18 protein-coding genes are annotated in these 16,316 nt (G+C 53.2%); 9 read left to right on the top strand and 9 right to left on the bottom strand.

The window, feature by feature from the left end; genetic code table 11:
* Positions 1-276 precede the first annotated feature (276 nt).
* The 3 genes from phoU to A1332_RS01465 are packed head-to-tail and all read left to right on the top strand — an operon-like array spanning position 277 to position 3,366.
* Positions 277-1,014, top strand: coding sequence for a phosphate signaling complex protein PhoU (gene phoU / locus A1332_RS01475; protein WP_064006805.1), 738 nt, complete (start codon positions 277-279; stop codon positions 1,012-1,014).
* Between the two features lie 40 nt (positions 1,015-1,054).
* Positions 1,055-2,989 carry a pyruvate kinase gene (locus A1332_RS01470; RefSeq protein WP_064006804.1) on the top strand — a complete coding sequence of 645 codons (1,935 nt, stop codon included), beginning with the start codon at positions 1,055-1,057 and terminating at the stop codon, positions 2,987-2,989.
* 20 nt (positions 2,990-3,009) lie between these two features.
* Positions 3,010-3,366, top strand: coding sequence for a hypothetical protein (locus A1332_RS01465; protein WP_064006803.1), 357 nt, complete (start codon positions 3,010-3,012; stop codon positions 3,364-3,366).
* A 90-nt stretch (positions 3,367-3,456) separates the two neighbouring features.
* On the opposite strand, the gene A1332_RS01460 is transcribed toward A1332_RS01465, so the two are convergent.
* Complete coding sequence (locus tag A1332_RS01460) at positions 3,457-4,230, bottom strand: ParA family protein (RefSeq protein ID WP_020482674.1); 774 nt, start codon at positions 4,228-4,230, stop codon at positions 3,457-3,459.
* 58 nt (positions 4,231-4,288) lie between these two features.
* A complete protein-coding gene (locus A1332_RS01455) occupies positions 4,289-4,786 on the bottom strand; it encodes a zinc ribbon-containing protein (RefSeq protein WP_064006802.1) in 498 nt (165 codons plus the stop codon).
* Positions 4,787-4,877: 91 nt separating this feature from the next.
* Here A1332_RS01455 and leuS point away from each other — a divergent pair, with 91 nt between their 5' ends.
* The 3 genes from leuS to holA are packed head-to-tail and all read left to right on the top strand — an operon-like array spanning position 4,878 to position 9,008.
* The gene (gene leuS / locus A1332_RS01450; protein ID WP_064006801.1) at positions 4,878-7,466 is read left to right on the top strand and encodes a leucine--tRNA ligase; all 2,589 of its coding nucleotides are present in this window, start codon (positions 4,878-4,880) and stop codon (positions 7,464-7,466) included.
* 22 nt (positions 7,467-7,488) lie between these two features.
* Positions 7,489-7,992, top strand: coding sequence for an LPS assembly lipoprotein LptE (gene lptE, locus A1332_RS01445; RefSeq protein WP_231890180.1), 504 nt, complete (start codon positions 7,489-7,491; stop codon positions 7,990-7,992).
* A 2-nt stretch (positions 7,993-7,994) separates the two neighbouring features.
* Complete coding sequence (gene holA, locus A1332_RS01440; protein ID WP_064006800.1) at positions 7,995-9,008, top strand: DNA polymerase III subunit delta; 1,014 nt, start codon at positions 7,995-7,997, stop codon at positions 9,006-9,008.
* A gap of 78 nt (positions 9,009-9,086) precedes the next feature.
* On the opposite strand, the gene pepA is transcribed toward holA, so the two are convergent.
* Positions 9,087-9,899 (bottom strand): flocculation-associated PEP-CTERM protein PepA, encoded by an 813-nt coding sequence (pepA, locus tag A1332_RS01435; protein ID WP_064006799.1) that lies wholly within the window; start codon positions 9,897-9,899, stop codon positions 9,087-9,089.
* A gap of 302 nt (positions 9,900-10,201) precedes the next feature.
* On the opposite strand from pepA, the gene cysK reads away from it, so the two are divergent.
* The 3 genes from cysK to A1332_RS01420 all read left to right on the top strand — a co-directional run bounded on the left by cysK (position 10,202) and on the right by A1332_RS01420 (position 12,138).
* Positions 10,202-11,152, top strand: a complete 951-nt coding sequence (gene cysK, locus A1332_RS01430) for a cysteine synthase A (RefSeq protein WP_064006798.1) — start codon at positions 10,202-10,204, stop codon at positions 11,150-11,152.
* A gap of 138 nt (positions 11,153-11,290) precedes the next feature.
* Positions 11,291-11,707, top strand: coding sequence for a YeeE/YedE family protein (locus A1332_RS01425; protein ID WP_064006797.1), 417 nt, complete (start codon positions 11,291-11,293; stop codon positions 11,705-11,707).
* Between the two features lie 14 nt (positions 11,708-11,721).
* Complete coding sequence (locus A1332_RS01420) at positions 11,722-12,138, top strand: DUF6691 family protein (RefSeq protein ID WP_064006796.1); 417 nt, start codon at positions 11,722-11,724, stop codon at positions 12,136-12,138.
* A 24-nt stretch (positions 12,139-12,162) separates the two neighbouring features.
* Here A1332_RS01420 and A1332_RS01415 read toward each other — a convergent pair whose 3' ends face one another.
* The 6 genes from A1332_RS01415 to A1332_RS25820 form a co-directional block, all read right to left on the bottom strand.
* Positions 12,163-13,521, bottom strand: coding sequence for a DASH family cryptochrome (locus A1332_RS01415; RefSeq protein WP_064006795.1), 1,359 nt, complete (start codon positions 13,519-13,521; stop codon positions 12,163-12,165).
* 61 nt (positions 13,522-13,582) lie between these two features.
* The gene (locus A1332_RS01410; RefSeq protein ID WP_231886554.1) at positions 13,583-14,128 is read right to left on the bottom strand and encodes a glutathione peroxidase; all 546 of its coding nucleotides are present in this window, start codon (positions 14,126-14,128) and stop codon (positions 13,583-13,585) included.
* Positions 14,129-14,202: 74 nt separating this feature from the next.
* Complete coding sequence (gene ureG, locus A1332_RS01405; RefSeq protein WP_064006794.1) at positions 14,203-14,820, bottom strand: urease accessory protein UreG; 618 nt, start codon at positions 14,818-14,820, stop codon at positions 14,203-14,205.
* 65 nt (positions 14,821-14,885) lie between these two features.
* Complete coding sequence (locus tag A1332_RS01400) at positions 14,886-15,560, bottom strand: urease accessory protein UreF (protein WP_064006793.1); 675 nt, start codon at positions 15,558-15,560, stop codon at positions 14,886-14,888.
* Complete coding sequence (ureE, locus tag A1332_RS01395) at positions 15,550-15,981, bottom strand: urease accessory protein UreE (RefSeq protein WP_064006792.1); 432 nt, start codon at positions 15,979-15,981, stop codon at positions 15,550-15,552. The genes A1332_RS01400 and ureE overlap by 11 nt, the downstream gene beginning before the upstream one ends.
* A gap of 97 nt (positions 15,982-16,078) precedes the next feature.
* On the bottom strand, positions 16,079-16,316 hold a 238-nt coding region (locus A1332_RS25820; protein ID WP_231890179.1), incomplete at its 5' end, for a hypothetical protein.

Raw genomic sequence — 16,316 nt, 5'->3', positions numbered from 1 at the left:
TATTGGTATCGGACGTAGGCTATTCTTGTCTGCGTTTATGACAGCAGCATGACAGAGTCGGCTTGTCGCTTTTTTGCCGGCGAATGTGGGCGACGGAGTTTTTTGGGAGTTTTTTATAGGCTGTAGACTGTGGCTCTAAGAAATATGTTTTTTAAAAACAATGGCTAACGAGCCAAGTTTCGCGTGTCTGCGCGAGCATGTCACATTCCTGTAATCTACTTACTCTAAGGTTTGCTTATTACCGAAACCCTGGCTAAACAAGCAAGAGAACTGCCGATGACGAAGCAAACAGACACGCCAAATAATGTGCATACCTTGCATGCGTATGATACCGATTTGGGGCATATGCACAGTTTGATGCTGGATATGACGGACCTTTTGGTTTACCAGTTGGAGCAGGCGATGCAGGCGCTGGACTACGGTGATGCCGAACTGGCGCAAAAAGTCGTATCGCGGCATAAAAAGGTCAAACACTTCGAAAGCAAGATTGACGGCGAGGTATTGAACATCATTGCCCGGCATTGTCCGGTGGCAAATGATCTGCGCTATGTGCTATCGACGTCGAAAATCGCGGTGGAGCTGGAGAAAATCGGTGTCGAGATTGTCGAGTTCGCCAAGCTGATTACGGTGTTGTTCGACCCGAATACCAGCGACCCCAATCAAAAGCTGCTGACGGACATCGTTAAAATCGGCGGCTTAATCAAGCTGATTTTGGACAAACTGATGGTGGTTTTCGAAAGCCGGGATTCCAAGCAGGCATACGCCTTGTTGCAGTGCGACAGGGATTGCGAGTCGGAACTGCAAGAAGGTATCAAGCATCAATTGACCTTGGTATTGCACGACGCCAGGATGATCCGCAGAGCCCTAGATGTGATGCAGATGATGAAAGCCATGGAGCGTTGCGGCGAGCATTGCCGGAACATCGCCGAGCACGCGATTTTTATGTTGGACGGTATCGATGTAAGGCATGGCGGTCTGGCGATTAAGGCAAGTTGCATTAACAATCCCAGCTGATTAACCGGACAAGCGAACTGCTTGGCTTTCGAGGCGATCTTTGACAACGAATCCCGTCAACAAAAACACTTATTTACAAGACGCCGTTGTCGACGACGTCCTCAGAGAGTTGATGGACATTCGCGCGGAAATGATTGCCGAAACCGCAGGGTGTCAACCGCGCATCGATCAAGTGGAGGGCAATAACCGGGATAGCGCGCGTAATATGCTGCATTATCTAGCCTTGCGCCGCCGCGATCTTAGGCCCTTGCAACTAAAGCTGGCTGCCCTCGGGCTATCGTCGTTGGGGCGGGCAGAGTCGCATGTGCTGGCAACCATTGATGCGGTTTTGGAGGTTTTACATCGCTTAACCGGACAGGAGTGGACGCCGCCTACCCAAGAGTCGGTAGTGGTGGATTTTGCTGCCGGTGAGCGATTGCTTGTCGACCATACTCTTTGCTTGTTGGGGGAGGCCGCAAATGGCCGTGGTGTGCGGATCATGGTGACGATGCCCAGCGAAGCGGCGGAGGACTATTCACTAATTCATAATCTGCTTGAGCAAGGCATGGATTGTATGCGGATTAATTGCGCCCATGATGACACGGTGGCATGGATGCAAATGATAGCTCATCTGCGGCAAGCCGAGCGTGCGCTGGGCAAAACTTGCCGTGTCGTGATGGATCTGGCGGGTCCCAAGTTGCGGACCGGTCCGCTCGATCCGCGTTTGGCAGTGCTGCGAATTCGTCCGACGCACGACGACCACGGCCGACTCATCGCGCCGGCGCGAGTCTGGTTAACAGAAGTTTCCCAGCCGACTTCTCCGCCTTCATCAGCTAACGCCTCCTTGCTATTGCCAGCCGAATGGCTGCATCGGTTGTTTTTGGGCGAACAACTGAAATTCACCGATGCCCGCGGCGCGAAACGAAATCTGACCGTGGTTGATGTTACCGAGCAGGGTTATTGGGCGGAGGCGACGCAAAGCGCTTATATCGTGCCTGGCACGGTTTTGAATCACGAGCGTAAGGTGGCTCATACCGAAGATCGGCAAGTGACGATCAATCTGTTGCCGCAAGCTGAAAATGCCATTTTGCTTAAGCAGGACGATTTATTGATCTTGACGCGCGATCTGGCGCCCGGTCGGCCGGCAACTTACGACAGTAGTGGCCAAGTGTTGACCCCGGCCATGATCGGTTGCTCCATTCCGGAGATTTTTGACGATGTTAGAGCGGGAGAGCCAATCTGGTTCGACGACGGCAAGATCGGCGGTGTGATCGATAGAGTTGAGTTTGCCCAAGTGCTGGTCAGAATCACCCATGTGCGTCCGCGCGGCGAAAAGCTAAGAGGCGATAAGGGGATTAATCTGCCCGAGAGTAGGCTCAGGATCGGTGCGTTGACGCCCAAGGATATCGTGGATCTGGCTTTTGTGGTCGAAAATGCCGACGTTGTGGAATTGTCTTTCGCCAATAGCGCTCACGATGTCGAACTGCTGCATGAACATATGGCGCGTCTGGGGGATAGAAGGCCGGCTATTGTGCTAAAAATTGAAACCAGACGGGCGTTCGAAAACTTGCCGGCCATGTTGCTGGCAGCTATGCGAGCGCCTTGTTGCGGGGTGATGATTGCCCGTGGCGATTTGGCTGTGGAGTGCGGTTTTGAACGTCTGGCCGAAGTGCAGGAAGAAATATTATGGATCTGCGAAGCTGCCCATGTGCCGGTGATCTGGGCGACGCAGGTTCTGGAAACTCTCGCCAAGGAAGGGATGCCCTCACGGGCGGAAATTACCGATGCCGCGATGGGTGATAGGGCGGAGTGTGTGATGATCAACAAGGGGCCGCATGTCCTAAGCGCCGTGCGCGTCTTGGACGATATTCTCAGGCGTATGCAGCAGCATCAAGCCAAGAAGCGTGCCATGCTTCGCGAACTAAGGCTGGCGCATACTTTGAAGCCCCAACAAGCGTCTATCAACGAGTGTAGCTTGACCGAAATAATTATTTAGCTCCATAAGGGAGGACGCAAATGAGCCATGTTTTACAGTTCCCGCTGCAAAATTTTGATGCTTACTGTAACGATTTGCATAAACTGAACCTTAACCCTGGTTATCTGCTGTATACCAATCGGCACGCCGGCAACGATCAGCCTGTAGCCAGATTGATACCGCCGGATCAACTCGAGGTTGCCTTAGCTCATATCGATGCGCCTTCCGATGAAACATTTAAACAGCTAGTGCGAGTGGGCGCCTTATTGGATACCGAGTGGGATCGTAAAACCGAGAATTGGGTGATCGTTTCTTTCGAGGGCTGGGAAGTGCTGCACAAGGCCTTTAGTCGATTGAACCAGAGAGTTGAAAAATCGATGATGGAATTAATTGGGTAAACGCTGACGTTCATGCTCAGGTTTGTAGTGTCCTTTAAAACAAAAAAGCCAGCATTGCTGGCTTTTTTAATGTTGGCGCTTGCAAAACCGCTATTTGTGAATTTCCAAATGCAATGCCCGGTATTCTTCGGTCAACTTGTGGGTCGGCGCATAGTGAATCAAAGGCTGGGCATCGCTATGCGATTCACGCACTTTCACCGAGGTGGAGATTTTGGTTTCAAGTACCGGCAAACCTTCGGCAATCAACTCATCGACCAGTTGTCTGGGCAGATTGGCTTGTTTTTGATATTGGTTGACGATGACGCCTTCTACTTCCAGTCTGTCGTTATGATCGGCTTTGACTTCGGCGATGGCGCGCATCAGCGTGTATAGCGCTTCGCGGGCGAAAGTGTCGCAGTCGAAAGGAATCAGGCATTTTTCGGCGGCGATCAGCGCCGACAGGCTGTAAAAATTCAGGATGGGCGGGGTGTCGATATAGATTTGATCGAAGCCTTCCAGCTTTTCCAGCGCCTCTTTTAATTTGTAGATTTTATGCCGGGATTCCAATCTGCTTTGCAGACCCTCCAAGTCTGAATGGGAAGGCAGTACGTAAAGATTGGGGAAAGGCGTTTCATGAATCAAGCCGTCCAAGCCTTCCTTTCCGCCGCCGAACAGACCGAGGCCTAGACTGTCCTTAAAAAAGTGGGCGATGGTCTTGTCGGAATCGGCGACCTTGTTTCCCAGTAAATATTGGGTGGAGTTGCCTTGCACATCGAGATCGATCACCAGGGTCTTTTTACCCTCGACGGCGCTGATGGCTGCTAGATTGCAGGTTATGGTAGATTTACCCACGCCGCCTTTCTGATTGAAAATCACCCTGCGCATAATCGCCCTCGATTGCTAGAAGATAAAAGCCCGCATTATAAGGTTAAAGCCTGCAATATCAAACGCGTGAGAAGCTGTCGCCTTTGCATTCCGGGCAGGCCGGTATGATGCTGGTGGATTTGAAGGCGATTTGCTTGCCGCAGGCATCGCAGACGAAGGTGCCGGGACCGGCCACTTCACCGCTTTTATAAGGATGATAGAGCTTGGCTTCCATCTCCAGCGCGGCCAGCTTGACCTTGGTTTTGTCGGCGATGTCCATGAAGGCGTCCAAGGCAAAGTTTTCGATCAAATCGATGTCAAACTTCAGCCATTCCGACCAGGAGTCGTTTTTGTGCTGGTGTGCGGGCGCGGCGGGTGCGGTGGCGACATGTTCGACGTCGCGCATCACGTAGTCGGCGATTTTATTGATTTCTTCTTGAGTGTGGCCGCCCAGCGCGCTGGTTTTTTCCTTGGCAATTTCCAGCGCGTCGGCGACGGTGTGCAGCGTGTCGTCCAACGCCTCGTAAAGATGGCCCATCAGATCGTCGTATGCTTTGATCAGTTTGTTTTCGCCCATGGCTGCTCCCGGTGTTGTTTTAATTTTCACGCTTTAGCTTTAAGCGTCTCTAAGGTATTCTAGCGCCTTTTTACAGCAAAAGACGAATAGGATGGAAGAGCATTACAAGCCGTCGGCAATAGAGCAAAAAGTACAGGCCGACTGGGAAAAATCCGGGGTGTTTACTGCCTCTGAAGATACCGGCAAGGAAAAATACTATTGCCTATCGATGTTTCCTTATCCCAGCGGCAAGCTGCATATGGGCCACGTCCGCAATTACACCATAGGCGACGTAATCAGCCGCTTCCAAAGAATGCAGGGCAAACATGTGCTGCAACCGATGGGTTGGGATGCCTTCGGTTTGCCGGCGGAAAACGCGGCGATGCAAAACAAGGTGCATCCGGCCGACTGGACCTATTCGAATATCGATTACATGCGCGACCAGCTGAAACGGCTGGGCTTTGGTTACGACTGGAGCCGCGAATTGGCGACCTGCGATCCGAGCTATTACCGTTGGGAGCAATGGTTCTTCCTGCGCCTGCTGGAAAAAGGCCTAGTCTATAAAAAGACCGCGCCGGTCAACTGGTGTCCGCACGACCAAACCGTATTGGCTAACGAACAGGTGATCGACGGCTGTTGCTGGCGCTGCGATACTCAGGTCGAGAAAAAGGAAATCTCGCAGTGGTTTTTAAAAATCACTGCATACGCAGACGAGCTGCTGACCTCGCTGGATAAATTGCCCGGCTGGCCGGAACAAGTGCGTACCATGCAAGCCAATTGGATCGGTCGTTCCGAAGGCGTCGAGATGGATTTTGCGGTCGAAAATTTCGACGCGCCGATTCGCATCTATACCACCCGTCCCGACACGGTGATGGGCGTGACTTACGTCGCCGTCGCCGCCGAACACCCGTTGGCCTTGAAAGCGGCGGAAAGTAATGCCGACATCGCAACCTTCATCGAATCCTGCAAGCTGATGGAAACCTCGGAAGCGGCGATGGAAACCATGGAAAAACGGGGTATCGCTTCCGGTTACAACGCCATCCATCCCTTGACCGGCGAATCCGTGCCGGTATGGATCGCCAACTTCGTGTTGATGAGTTACGGTACAGGCGCGGTGATGTCGGTGCCTGCACACGACCAGCGCGATTACGAGTTTGCGAAGAGATATGGCATTGCCATCAAAGAAGTGATTGCTTCCGCTGATGGCGCCGACGATAGCGTTGCGGAAAAGGCCTTTACCGATAAAGGCGTGCTTAAAAATTCCGGTGAATTTGACGGTTTGACTTTCAAACAAGCCTTCGACGCCATCGCCGCCAAACTGGCCGGTCTCGGCAAAGGCGAGCGTAAAACCAACTTTAGGCTTCGCGACTGGGGCGTGTCTCGGCAACGTTATTGGGGCGCGCCGATTCCGGTGATTTACTGCGACGACTGCGGTACCGTGCCGGTGCAGGATGATCAGTTGCCGGTGACCTTGCCGCGCGATGTCGTGCTGGATGGCTCGCAATCGCCGCTGGCCGCGCATCCGACTTTCCCGCATACCACTTGCCCGAAGTGCGGTAAACCCGCTCGGCGCGAGACCGACACCTTCGACACCTTCATGGAGTCATCCTGGTATTTCGCCCGTTACTCCAGCCAAGATTGCGACACCGCGATGCTGGACCAACGCGCCAATTACTGGTTGCCGGTCGATCATTACATAGGCGGAATCGAACATGCGATTTTGCATTTATTGTATGCTCGGTTTTTTACCAAGTTGTTGCGCGACGAAGGCTTGGTGGTTTGCGACGAGCCCTTCAAGAACTTGCTGACGCAAGGCATGGTGATCGCCGAAACCTTCTATCAAATTGACGATCACGGCCACAAGCGCTATTTCAATCTGACCCAAATCGATGTTGAGCGCGACGCGAAGGGCAAGATCATCGGTGCCAAATTGCTGGAAGATGGTTCGCCGGTCTCCGTCGGCGCGGTCGAAAAAATGTCGAAGTCGAAAAACAACGGCGTTGATCCGCAAGTGTTGATCGATAAGTACGGCGCCGATACAGTGCGCTTGTACACGATGTTTACTTCGCCGCCGGACCAATCGCTGGAATGGAATGATGCGGGTGTGGAAGGCGCCTTCCGCTTCCTGAAGCGCTTGTGGCGGCAAGTCTATCTGCACGTTGAAGCCGGTTTGCCCAGTCAGACTCTTGACAAGGCCATGCTGAGCGACGAACAGAAAGTGTTGCGTCGGCAGTTGCATCAGGCTTTGCAAAAAGTCACCGACGACATGGCGCGTCGCCACACCTTTAACACCGCGATTGCCGCCAACATGGAGTTGGTCAACGCGTTGAATAAATTTGAAGACGACACTAGCAATGGCAGGGCCGTGCGTCAGGAAGTGTTGGAAGCTATTGTCTTGATGCTGGCCCCGATTATCCCGCATGCGTCGCAAGAGTTGTGGAGCGAGTTGGGACATAACGATGACATCGTGGTCGCGGCTTGGCCCGTAATCGACGAGTCGGCGTTACAACAGGATGCCATCGAGATGGTGGTGCAAGTCAATGGCAAGTTGCGCGGGAAATTATCGGTAGCGGCGACGGCTTCCAAAGAGCAAGTCGAAGCGTTGGCTTTGGCCGACGAGAATGTGCAGCGTTATCTGGAAGGTAAGCCGGTGAAGAAGCTGATTGTCGTGCCGCAAAAACTGGTGAATATCGTTGTTTAAACGCTGGATTTTCGAGAAACAGATGATGAATCACTTGAGCCGAATAGTGTCGGTCGGGATATTGGCGCTGCTGGTCGGCTGCGGATACCATCTGCGCGGCTCGATAGAGATGCCGGAAGTGCTGAAAAACATGTATGTGTTTGGTGCTTCCACGCCGCTACAGGGCGAGTTGCAATCGATCATGAAAGCCTCGAAAGGCAAAATTGTGGGTTCCCCTAACGATGCCGGCGTGGTGGTTAAGGTGCTCAGAGAAGACATGCGTAACCGGGTGCTGACCATCGGTTCTACCGGTAAATCCAGCGAATCCGAACTGGAATATTATCTGCGCTTTCAATTTTTCGACAGCAAGGAAAATGCGCTGATGGACGAGCAAGTGATCGAAATATCCAGGGAGTTTTTCAACGACCAAACTGCGGTGCTGGCGAAAGGCAACGAAGAGCAATTGATTCGTAACGAAATCTATAAGCAAGTGGCGCGGATGATATTGGCCAGGGCCAGGATAGCCGTCGATACGCAGAAAAAATAAGTATGCGTCTGAAGTTTGACCAGTTAACTGCTGCCTTACACAAAGAGCTGGCACCGGTTTACCTGGTTAGCGGTGACGAGCCTTTGCAGCTTGGCGAAGCGGCGGATGACATTCGCCGCGCCGCGCGCGCGGCAGGTTATGCCACGCGCCAAGTCATTGCTATCGATACCGGCAACGAGTGGCCGCAATTGACCCTAGAAGCCGAATCACTTTCTATCTTTTCCGACAAAAAACTCATCGATTTGCGCTTGCCTTCCGGCAAGCCGGGTTTGGAAGGCAGTAAAGCGCTAAGCGCGTATTGTCAGCGTCCGCCCGACGATACCGTATTGCTGATCACGGCCGGTAAACTGGATAGTGCGGCTCAGAAGTCGCAATGGTTTCAGGCCTTGGATAAAGTGGCGACCGTCGTGCAGGTCTGGCCGTTACAAGGACCGGAGTTGTTGTACTGGTTGCAGCGCCGGGCGGAGCGGAAGGGCATGCATTTGGAGGGGGATGCGCTAAAGAGTCTGGCGGCGCGAGTCGAGGGCAATTTGCTTGCCGCCGCACAGGAAATCGAAAAACTCTACATCTTGCACGGCTCGAATCGTATCAGTAAGGTAATGGTTGAAGACGATGTCGCTGACAGCGCCCGCTTCGACGTGTTTAAGTTGATGGACGCTTTGTTGTCGGGGAAGGTGAATCGGGCCGTTAAAATTCTTGCCGGGCTCAAAGCGGAAGGCGTCGCGGCGCCGGTGGTACTGTGGGCTATTAGCCGCGAAGCGCGAACGCTGGTTAATATCAAGACGGAATTGAAACGCGGCGGCAACCCAGAAGTTCTCTATAAAAAATATCAGATATGGGACAAGCGCAAGCAGTTGGTGCACGAGGCCTTGCAGAGGTTGAAGAGCAAGGATTTGCAGGGTGTTTTGCAAGCTAGCGCGAATGTGGATTGCCAGATCAAAGGCCAGATTGCCGGCGACGAATGGGAGGGCTTGTTTAGGGTTTGTTTGTTGTTTTCGAAAGGATTACAGATTTAGACGCCGGTCCGGAATAATTCATCGCCCAATCGGCACTATAGCTTGGGCGATGAATTGGACGTGCTTTAGATGTAGAGCTTAAGCAACGCTGTTTTTGCGTTTGCCGGTAGTAATCAAACCGATCAGGCCAGTGCCAAACAGCCACACCGCTGCCGGCACAGGTACTGCTGTCAATTGGATCGAGCCATCCACGGCAGCAAGTACGCCGGTGCTTTTGTTTTGGCCCAAAACGCTATTGATTCCAGACAGCAAAGATGAGTTGTTCAAATTTATTGAAAAAATCGAGTGACCGCCGTTTATGGCTGGGGCGTAGACGTTGGAGTCGTAGCTACCAAAAATACCGGAAAAATTTAAATCCAGTTGTTCGGCGCCTATTCCTGCTGGTGATATGACCCCGGAACCGTTGGTTACAGTGCCAGACAAAATTGCAGCACCGTCGCTGAAACCGCTGTCGCCTGTAAAGCTGTAATCGGGTGTTGTGTCAAAGTACAGATCAACTGCTCCGCCCGTGAAGCTGAAGGATTGGAAACCTGAGAAATTACTGTATGTGCCGTTCAGGGTTGCTGCTACCGTCAATTCAAAACCCGAGCCTGTGCCGGAGATATTCAATTCCGGAACATTGATGCCTGCATTATTCAGGAAATGACCATCCACCATGGTTTGGAAATAAGCAGTAAAGGTGGTTGCGCTGGTAAATTGCACTAAGGTAATGCCTGAACCAAAATCGTAAGTATCAAATGGACCCACTATCGCTTCGTCGCCAGTAGCGCCAGGTGCGGCTTTATAATTCGCCGTTCCGGCCCATGTACTCGCCATTGAAACAGGAGCTACCAAGCTTAATCCCGCAGCCAGAAGCATGGTTTGCTTTAAACGATTTGTGAAAATATTCATATTTATACAACCTCAAAAAATAAAAAATTACTCCCCCTTCGTAGAGGCTTATACCTGTTTTTGTTACTCAATTCAAATAACGATTCTATTACACCGTTTGATCGCTGGAAGAATAAGTATTACAAGCTGTGTGCCGCAGGTTTTATGCAAATAAACTACTTGAGAGGTCTACAAAAATCGGTCTGCTGCTTGGATAGCTTTTCTAGGAACGGCCGTCAGCGAACGGTTTTAGAATCCGGCACAATAAGGCCAGGTCATTTTTCTTACGCAGAGTAAAACCCCTTTTCCACAGGAAACCAGCCATGCCCGCTTGGTACTCAGATAATTCCCAATCGATAGGCCGAACGCCTTTGGTGCGTATCAATTACATCAGTCAGGGTTTGAATGCGACGCTGCTGGTGAAAATTGAAGGCCGCAATCCGTCCTATTCGGTGAAATGCCGGGTCGGTGCGTCTATGGTCTGGGCCGCCGAGCGTCAAGGCTTATTATCGGCAGGCAAAACCTTACTGGAAGCCACCAGCGGCAATTCCGGAATTGCCTTGGCTGCGGTCGCCGCCGCGCGCGGCATCCCTATCACGTTGACGATGCCGGATAACATGAGTCAGGAGCGCCGCACATTATTACTGGCTTATGGCGCGAATCTGGTGCTTACCGATGGCGCACTGGGTATGCGTGCCGCGGTGGAGCGGGCCGAAGCCATCGCCGCAGCCGATCCAGAGCGTTATTTATTGCTGGAGCAGTTTAAAAATCCGGCCAACCCAGCGATACACGAACAAACCACCGGCCCCGAAATCTGGCGGGACAGCGGCGGCCAGGTCGATATTTTTGTAGCCGGCGTCGGCACCGGCGGCACAATTAGCGGTGTGTCGCGCTATCTGAAAAACAGTTGTGGCAAGTCGGTGCTTAGCGTCGCGGTCGAGCCGGCCGGCAGTCCGGTATTGAGCCAAACTCGCGCCGGTTTGCCCTTGCAAGCTGGGGTACACGGGATCCAAGGCATAGGCGCTGGCTTTATGCCGCAGAATTTGGATTTGTCGTTGATTGACCTGATCGAGCCGGTAGAAGACGATGAGGCTATAGCTTATACGCGACGTCTTGCTAAGGAAGAAGGCATTATGGCCGGTATTTCCAGCGGGGCGGCGCTTGCCGTTGCGGTACGTCTGGCTAAGCGTCCGGAACATGCCGGCAAAGTCATCGTCGCGGTGCTACCGGATTCCGGCGAACGCTATTTAAGCTCGTCACTGTTTGGAGAGTAAGGAGAACGAGCGGTTGATGTGAACAAGCATTTCCCTGAAACTGACGAGGCCGGGTCAATAAATAGGCGTTAAAGCGGGTAAATCTGGTTTGGTGTTGCGGTTTCTGATTCAATACCCGGTTTTTGGCAACACATACGCATGAATTATTTGACGATTTTATCCGCGCTGACCGGGGGTGCAATGATCGGGCTAGCCGCCGCCTTATTGTTGTTTACCCATAAACATACCGCCGGCATCTCAGGTATTGCGGCAGGCATGTTACCGCCATGGAGCGAGGGCAGTGTCTGGCGCGGCTGGTTCCTGGCCGGCCTGCTGGCCAGCGCGCCCCTGTATCGCTTGAGCGGCGCAGACATTGTGCTGGATCTGGATGCCTCGCCCGGTTTGCTGGCAATTGCCGGTCTACTGGTCGGTTACGGCACCCGGCTCGGCGGCGGCTGCACCAGCGGACATGGGGTTTGCGGGATCTCCCGCCTGTCGGTGCGATCCATCGTGGCGACGCTGACCTTCATGCTGACTGCCGGCATTACGGTTTTTATTGTTCGTCATTTGCTGTAAACCGGAAACGCGCTATGAAAAATACAGTTTATTTATTCGCTTACGGCCTGCTGTTTGGGTTGGGTTTGATTGTCGCCGGCATGAGCAATCCGGCCAAAGTCTTGGCGTTTCTGGATGTGGCGGGGGCATGGGATCCCAGTTTGGCCTTGGTAATGGCTAGTGCCTTGTTGACGCTGGGGCTGGCGCGCTATTTGATGCACCGCAATAACGATGCCGCTGATAGCGAGCAAGAGCCTTCCGCACGCGTGCCGACCGGTGTGGATGGCAAACTGATTACCGGTGCGGCCATATTCGGTGTTGGTTGGGGCTTGTCCGGTTTTTGTCCAGGGCCGGCCTTGCTGGGATTAAGTGCTGGCGTGTTGGGTAATTATGCGTTCGTTGCGGCGATGTTTGTCGGGTTTTGGCTGTTTCGCTTGTTGCATCAACGCTAAGAAGCGGCTCTGATAAGTTAAGAATCAAGCCGATAATATTGACGCCAATTTCGCAGTCGCCGGGTCCACCGGCCAATCGGCGGCATCGACCGAATCCAAGGGCAAATTACGGACTTCAGCCTGCCACTTGTGAATAAACTTCCCGTCCGGATCGTACAGCCGGGTTTGTTTTTCCAGATCAAAATGTCGCTGGCCGCGCGGGTCGGCGCCCACCCCGGCCAGATATTGCCAATTCCCCCAATTGCTGGCCACGTCGTAATCCAGTAAATGTTGTTCAAAATAAGCCGCGCCGAAGCGCCAATCCACTGCCAACTCGTTGACCAGGCAACTGGCGACGATTTGCCGGCCGCGATTGGACATGTAGCCGGTGGCGTTGAGTTGTTTCATGCAGGCGTTTACCAGTGGATAGGGCGTGTAGCCGTTGCACCATTTTTGAAAACGTTCCGGATAAAAGCAGGTCAAGGGTCGGCGCTGTTTAATGCCGCGAAACGCAAACAGCCGCTTGCCGTGTTGGTGGGCGTACCATTGAAAATACTCGCGCCAGAGTAGTTCAAAATACAGCCAGTAGGTCGATTCATTGGCGCCATTCTCTTGCTCATAGCGGCGTAAACTACAATAGATCTTTCGTACCGACAGATTGCCGTGGGCTAGCCAGGGCGAAAACTTACTGGAATTTTCCCAACCGTCCAGTTCGTTGCGCAGGTCTTTGTAACGGCTGGGGTAACTGCCGCGGAAATAGGATTTGAGATGTTTTTTGCCGGCCGTCTCGCCGCCATGAAACGCCATATCCGGATCAAGGGCCGAACTGGCGGGTATATATACCGGAAAATTTAATAGCCAATCCGATTTGGGTTCAGGATTGGGGGGCAGAGCGTCGGGCGGTGGTAAAGGGTGATCGACCGGCAACTGCTCGACGCTATCCTTGAATGGCGTGAAGGACTGCGGCAATTGGGTAAACGGCAGGTCTTTTAAGTTAAACAGCGTTTGTGTGTCCGATTCGACAAAACGTAAGCCCGGCAAATGCTTTTGCAGCGCCAACCATTGTTGCCGCTCCTGAAACCCGCCGTGGCGGCTACGATAAACCACCGATACGCCATGCTTGGCAACTAGCGCGCTGATGGCCGTCACCGGTGCTTCGTAACAAACCAATAGATGTTGGCCGCCTTGCTGGAGATTTCTGTCCAGGTCCTGCAAGGCTTCTTTTAAAAACCGCCAACGCTGGGCCGACAGATTTGCCATGCCGTACTGGTTGGGGGCCAACCAGCCTGGGTCCAGACAATAGACGCAAAGCAACTGATCGACGACCGCGCTGGCTTGTTGCAGGTTGGGATTATCATGCACCCGCAAATCATTCCCAAACCAATAAAGTCCTATTCTGCGCATTGTCATCTCGTCCTGATAAAAAATGCCGGCATTCCGCCGGCGAGAGGTGAGGTTTACAACACTATTTGGCCGATAGCAAGGCGCTGATCTTAGAATCCAGCTGTTCCGGCGTCACATCGCTGGGGAAGGCCGCCACACTGTTGCCGCTGCGATCAATCAAGTATTTGTGAAAATTCCAGGCCGGCGCCTGCCCGGTGGCTTTAATTAACTTTTGGAAAAAGCCGTTCGCTGCCGCGCCCTTCACCTGGCTTTTTTCCAGCATGGGGAAAGTCACGCCGTAATTGATGTAACAGACGTTGGCGGTTTTTTCCGCTTCGCTGAACTCCTGATTAAAATCGTTAGACGGAAAACCAACCACCACCAGGCCCTGATCCTTATACTTTTGATACAAGGCTTCCAAGCCCTTGAATTGCGGGGTGTAGCCGCAATTGCTGGCGGTATTTACTGCCAGAATTACTTTGCCTTGAAAGGCCTGGCAAAAATCGATTTTCTCGCTGGAGCGTAGTTTGGTCATTTTGTAATTCAGCAATTCGGGGCAAGGCTCCGCGCCGACTACCGATACCGAGCAAGCCCATAAGCTGGCGATTAAAAACGCGGTTTTTATCATTTTTCCTCCTGATCCATTGTCATTGAGCATACCAGTATCGGCTAAAAGTCAACCTTGGCTTAGTAGTCCTGCCATCAATGTGTTTGCAGCATGCCTTGCTTGACAATAAAGTCTGCGACCGCTTCCAGTCCATTGCCGGCTTTGATGTTGGTGAACACAAACGGCCGCTCGCCGCGCATCTTTTTCGCGTCGCGGTCCATCACTTCCAGCGAGGCACCGACATAAGGCGCCAGGTCGATTTTATTGATCACCAACAAATCCGAGCGGGTGATGCCGGGACCGCCCTTGCGCGGAATCTTGTCGCCAGCGGACACATCGATCACGTAAATGGTTAGATCGGCTAATTCCGGGCTGAAGGTGGCGCTGAGATTGTCGCCGCCGCTTTCCACCATCACAAAATCCAGCTCAGGCCAGCGCTCGCAGAGTTCGTCTACCGCCGCCAAGTTCATAGAGGCGTCCTCGCGGATGGCGGTATGCGGACAGCCGCCGGTTTCTACACCCAGAATTCGCTCTTCCGGCAGGGCTTGGCTGCGGATCAAAAACTGCTGGTCTTCGCGGGTGTAGATGTCGTTGGTCACCACGCCGATTTCATAGTCGTCGCGCATCTTCTTGCACAAGGCATCCACCAGCGCCGTCTTGCCGGAACCGACCGGGCCGCCGATGCCTACTCTTAATATCTGTTTATCAGTCATGTTTTCATCCAAGGTATTGAAGGTTGCTCAAACCTCGATTGCATCGAGGCTACGTTATGGTTATTTCACGATCTGAATAGCCGTGAATACTGCATTTCATGGCGGCTGCTGGCCAGAGCTAGACCAAAACAACTGCCGCCGATCTCGGCGTCGCTCAGTTCTAGAGCCCGTTCCACCAAAGCCGGCAATTCGCCAGCCTGGCTTTTTAACAGCCGTTGCCCGGCCACTTGCCCCAAAGGGACCAATTTGACGGCGCACAACACCTGATTCTCCAGCCAGCCCCATAAGTAGCCGGTGACAGCATCGGTTTTGCTGATTTGCCAGCGTGCCGCTGCCAGGGCAAACAAGTTTGCCAAGGTCGCATCCGGGCGTTTTAGCCAGTCATTGGCCTCCGGTAATTCCAAATTCACCAGCAAGCGGGCCAGCGCCTGGCCGGTTTGTCTATCCTCAGCGCGTAACTCGGCGGTTTCCCGGCAGGCGGTCAGGGTTTGGCTCCAATGTTCAACCGCCGCCATATCGTCAACGCTCCAGGCATCGTAAAGCCGCACCAGAATCGGTGCATCAACCAAACCCAAACCGTTTTGCAACAAGCCGCGCAGCCAGTCGGCAGCTTGCTCGGCGTTGGTAATCCAAGCGTCGTCCACCGCCCGCTCCAAGCCTTGCGAATAGCTGTACATGCCTATCGGCAAGCCGGGGCTGACCAGTTGCAACAGCCTTAACAGCGATAGATCAGTGACCATGGCTGTGATACGCGCCGCTTTCCGGTTCGAAGGGCAGGGTATGGTGTTCCACCGTCAACCCCAAACCTACCAGCATCTGATCCAGCACGTGATCGGCCAGATAGCGCAGTTCGTCCGGCAGAATTTGCAGGGCAATATGACGGTTGCCGAGGTGATAGCAGGCTTTGGCGAACAATAATTGGTCGCTGCATTTCACCACCGACAGTTGTTCCGGGGCGGCATCGATGCGCACTTTAAAGCCTTGGCTGTTAGTCAGCACTGCGCCGTGTTTTAGGGTTTGGCCCCTGGGTAGAAATACGCCGACTTGGATGCCGCCTTTTGTAGTCGCCGGTTGGCGGGATTTTTGGCGGGCCTCGAAGGGGAGGGTGAGGGTGTCGTCGGCTTGTTCTTCGGTGTTGGTGGTTTCGGTGAGTTTTAGCATATTTGGTTGTTTGGTTTTGTAGGTTGGGTTAGGCGGTAGCCGTAACCCAACACGTCGGCTATTAGATTATTTGATGTCTTTTGGTTTTATTGTGTCGCTATCGCGACGGGTGTTTTATAAGTCGGGTCTCGGCCCGACGGCCGAGTGACTTTTCTTTGTTTGGCCAAAGAAAAGTCACCAAAAGAAAGGCCACCCGGTATTCCGCCAATTTCCTGCGCTTCTCGCTTTTGGCGAGGGTTTTCGGAAGGGGCTTCCTGCCCCTCCGAAAACGAGCGGCATCCCTGCCGCTCCCCTGCGGGCTGATCTCGGCAAAAGCTCCGGTGCTCGGCGCGGCA

Origin of the sequence: Methylomonas methanica (assembly GCF_001644035.1) — a bacterium.
Lineage (GTDB): Bacteria > Pseudomonadota > Gammaproteobacteria > Methylococcales > Methylomonadaceae > Methylomonas > Methylomonas methanica_A.
This window is presented reverse-complemented; position numbering and strand designations above follow the sequence as displayed.

Excerpts from the sequence above, each read along its gene's own strand:
- phoU (WP_064006805.1), top strand. The coding sequence starts at position 277 with ATGACGAAGCAAACAGACACGCCAAATAATGTGCATACCTTGCATGCG.
- A1332_RS01465 (WP_064006803.1), top strand. The coding sequence starts at position 3,010 with ATGAGCCATGTTTTACAGTTCCCGCTGCAAAATTTTGATGCTTACTGT.
- A1332_RS01460 (WP_020482674.1), bottom strand. The coding sequence starts at position 4,230 with ATGCGCAGGGTGATTTTCAATCAGAAAGGCGGCGTGGGTAAATCTACC.
- A1332_RS01455 (WP_064006802.1), bottom strand. The coding sequence starts at position 4,786 with ATGGGCGAAAACAAACTGATCAAAGCATACGACGATCTGATGGGCCAT.
- leuS (WP_064006801.1), top strand. The coding sequence starts at position 4,878 with ATGGAAGAGCATTACAAGCCGTCGGCAATAGAGCAAAAAGTACAGGCC.
- lptE (WP_231890180.1), top strand. The coding sequence starts at position 7,489 with ATGATGAATCACTTGAGCCGAATAGTGTCGGTCGGGATATTGGCGCTG.
- holA (WP_064006800.1), top strand. The coding sequence starts at position 7,995 with ATGCGTCTGAAGTTTGACCAGTTAACTGCTGCCTTACACAAAGAGCTG.
- pepA (WP_064006799.1), bottom strand. The coding sequence starts at position 9,899 with ATGAATATTTTCACAAATCGTTTAAAGCAAACCATGCTTCTGGCTGCG.
- cysK (WP_064006798.1), top strand. The coding sequence starts at position 10,202 with ATGCCCGCTTGGTACTCAGATAATTCCCAATCGATAGGCCGAACGCCT.
- A1332_RS01425 (WP_064006797.1), top strand. The coding sequence starts at position 11,291 with ATGAATTATTTGACGATTTTATCCGCGCTGACCGGGGGTGCAATGATC.
- A1332_RS01420 (WP_064006796.1), top strand. The coding sequence starts at position 11,722 with ATGAAAAATACAGTTTATTTATTCGCTTACGGCCTGCTGTTTGGGTTG.
- A1332_RS01415 (WP_064006795.1), bottom strand. The coding sequence starts at position 13,521 with ATGCGCAGAATAGGACTTTATTGGTTTGGGAATGATTTGCGGGTGCAT.
- A1332_RS01410 (WP_231886554.1), bottom strand. The coding sequence starts at position 14,128 with ATGATAAAAACCGCGTTTTTAATCGCCAGCTTATGGGCTTGCTCGGTA.
- ureG (WP_064006794.1), bottom strand. The coding sequence starts at position 14,820 with ATGACTGATAAACAGATATTAAGAGTAGGCATCGGCGGCCCGGTCGGT.
- A1332_RS01400 (WP_064006793.1), bottom strand. The coding sequence starts at position 15,560 with ATGGTCACTGATCTATCGCTGTTAAGGCTGTTGCAACTGGTCAGCCCC.
- ureE (WP_064006792.1), bottom strand. The coding sequence starts at position 15,981 with ATGCTAAAACTCACCGAAACCACCAACACCGAAGAACAAGCCGACGAC.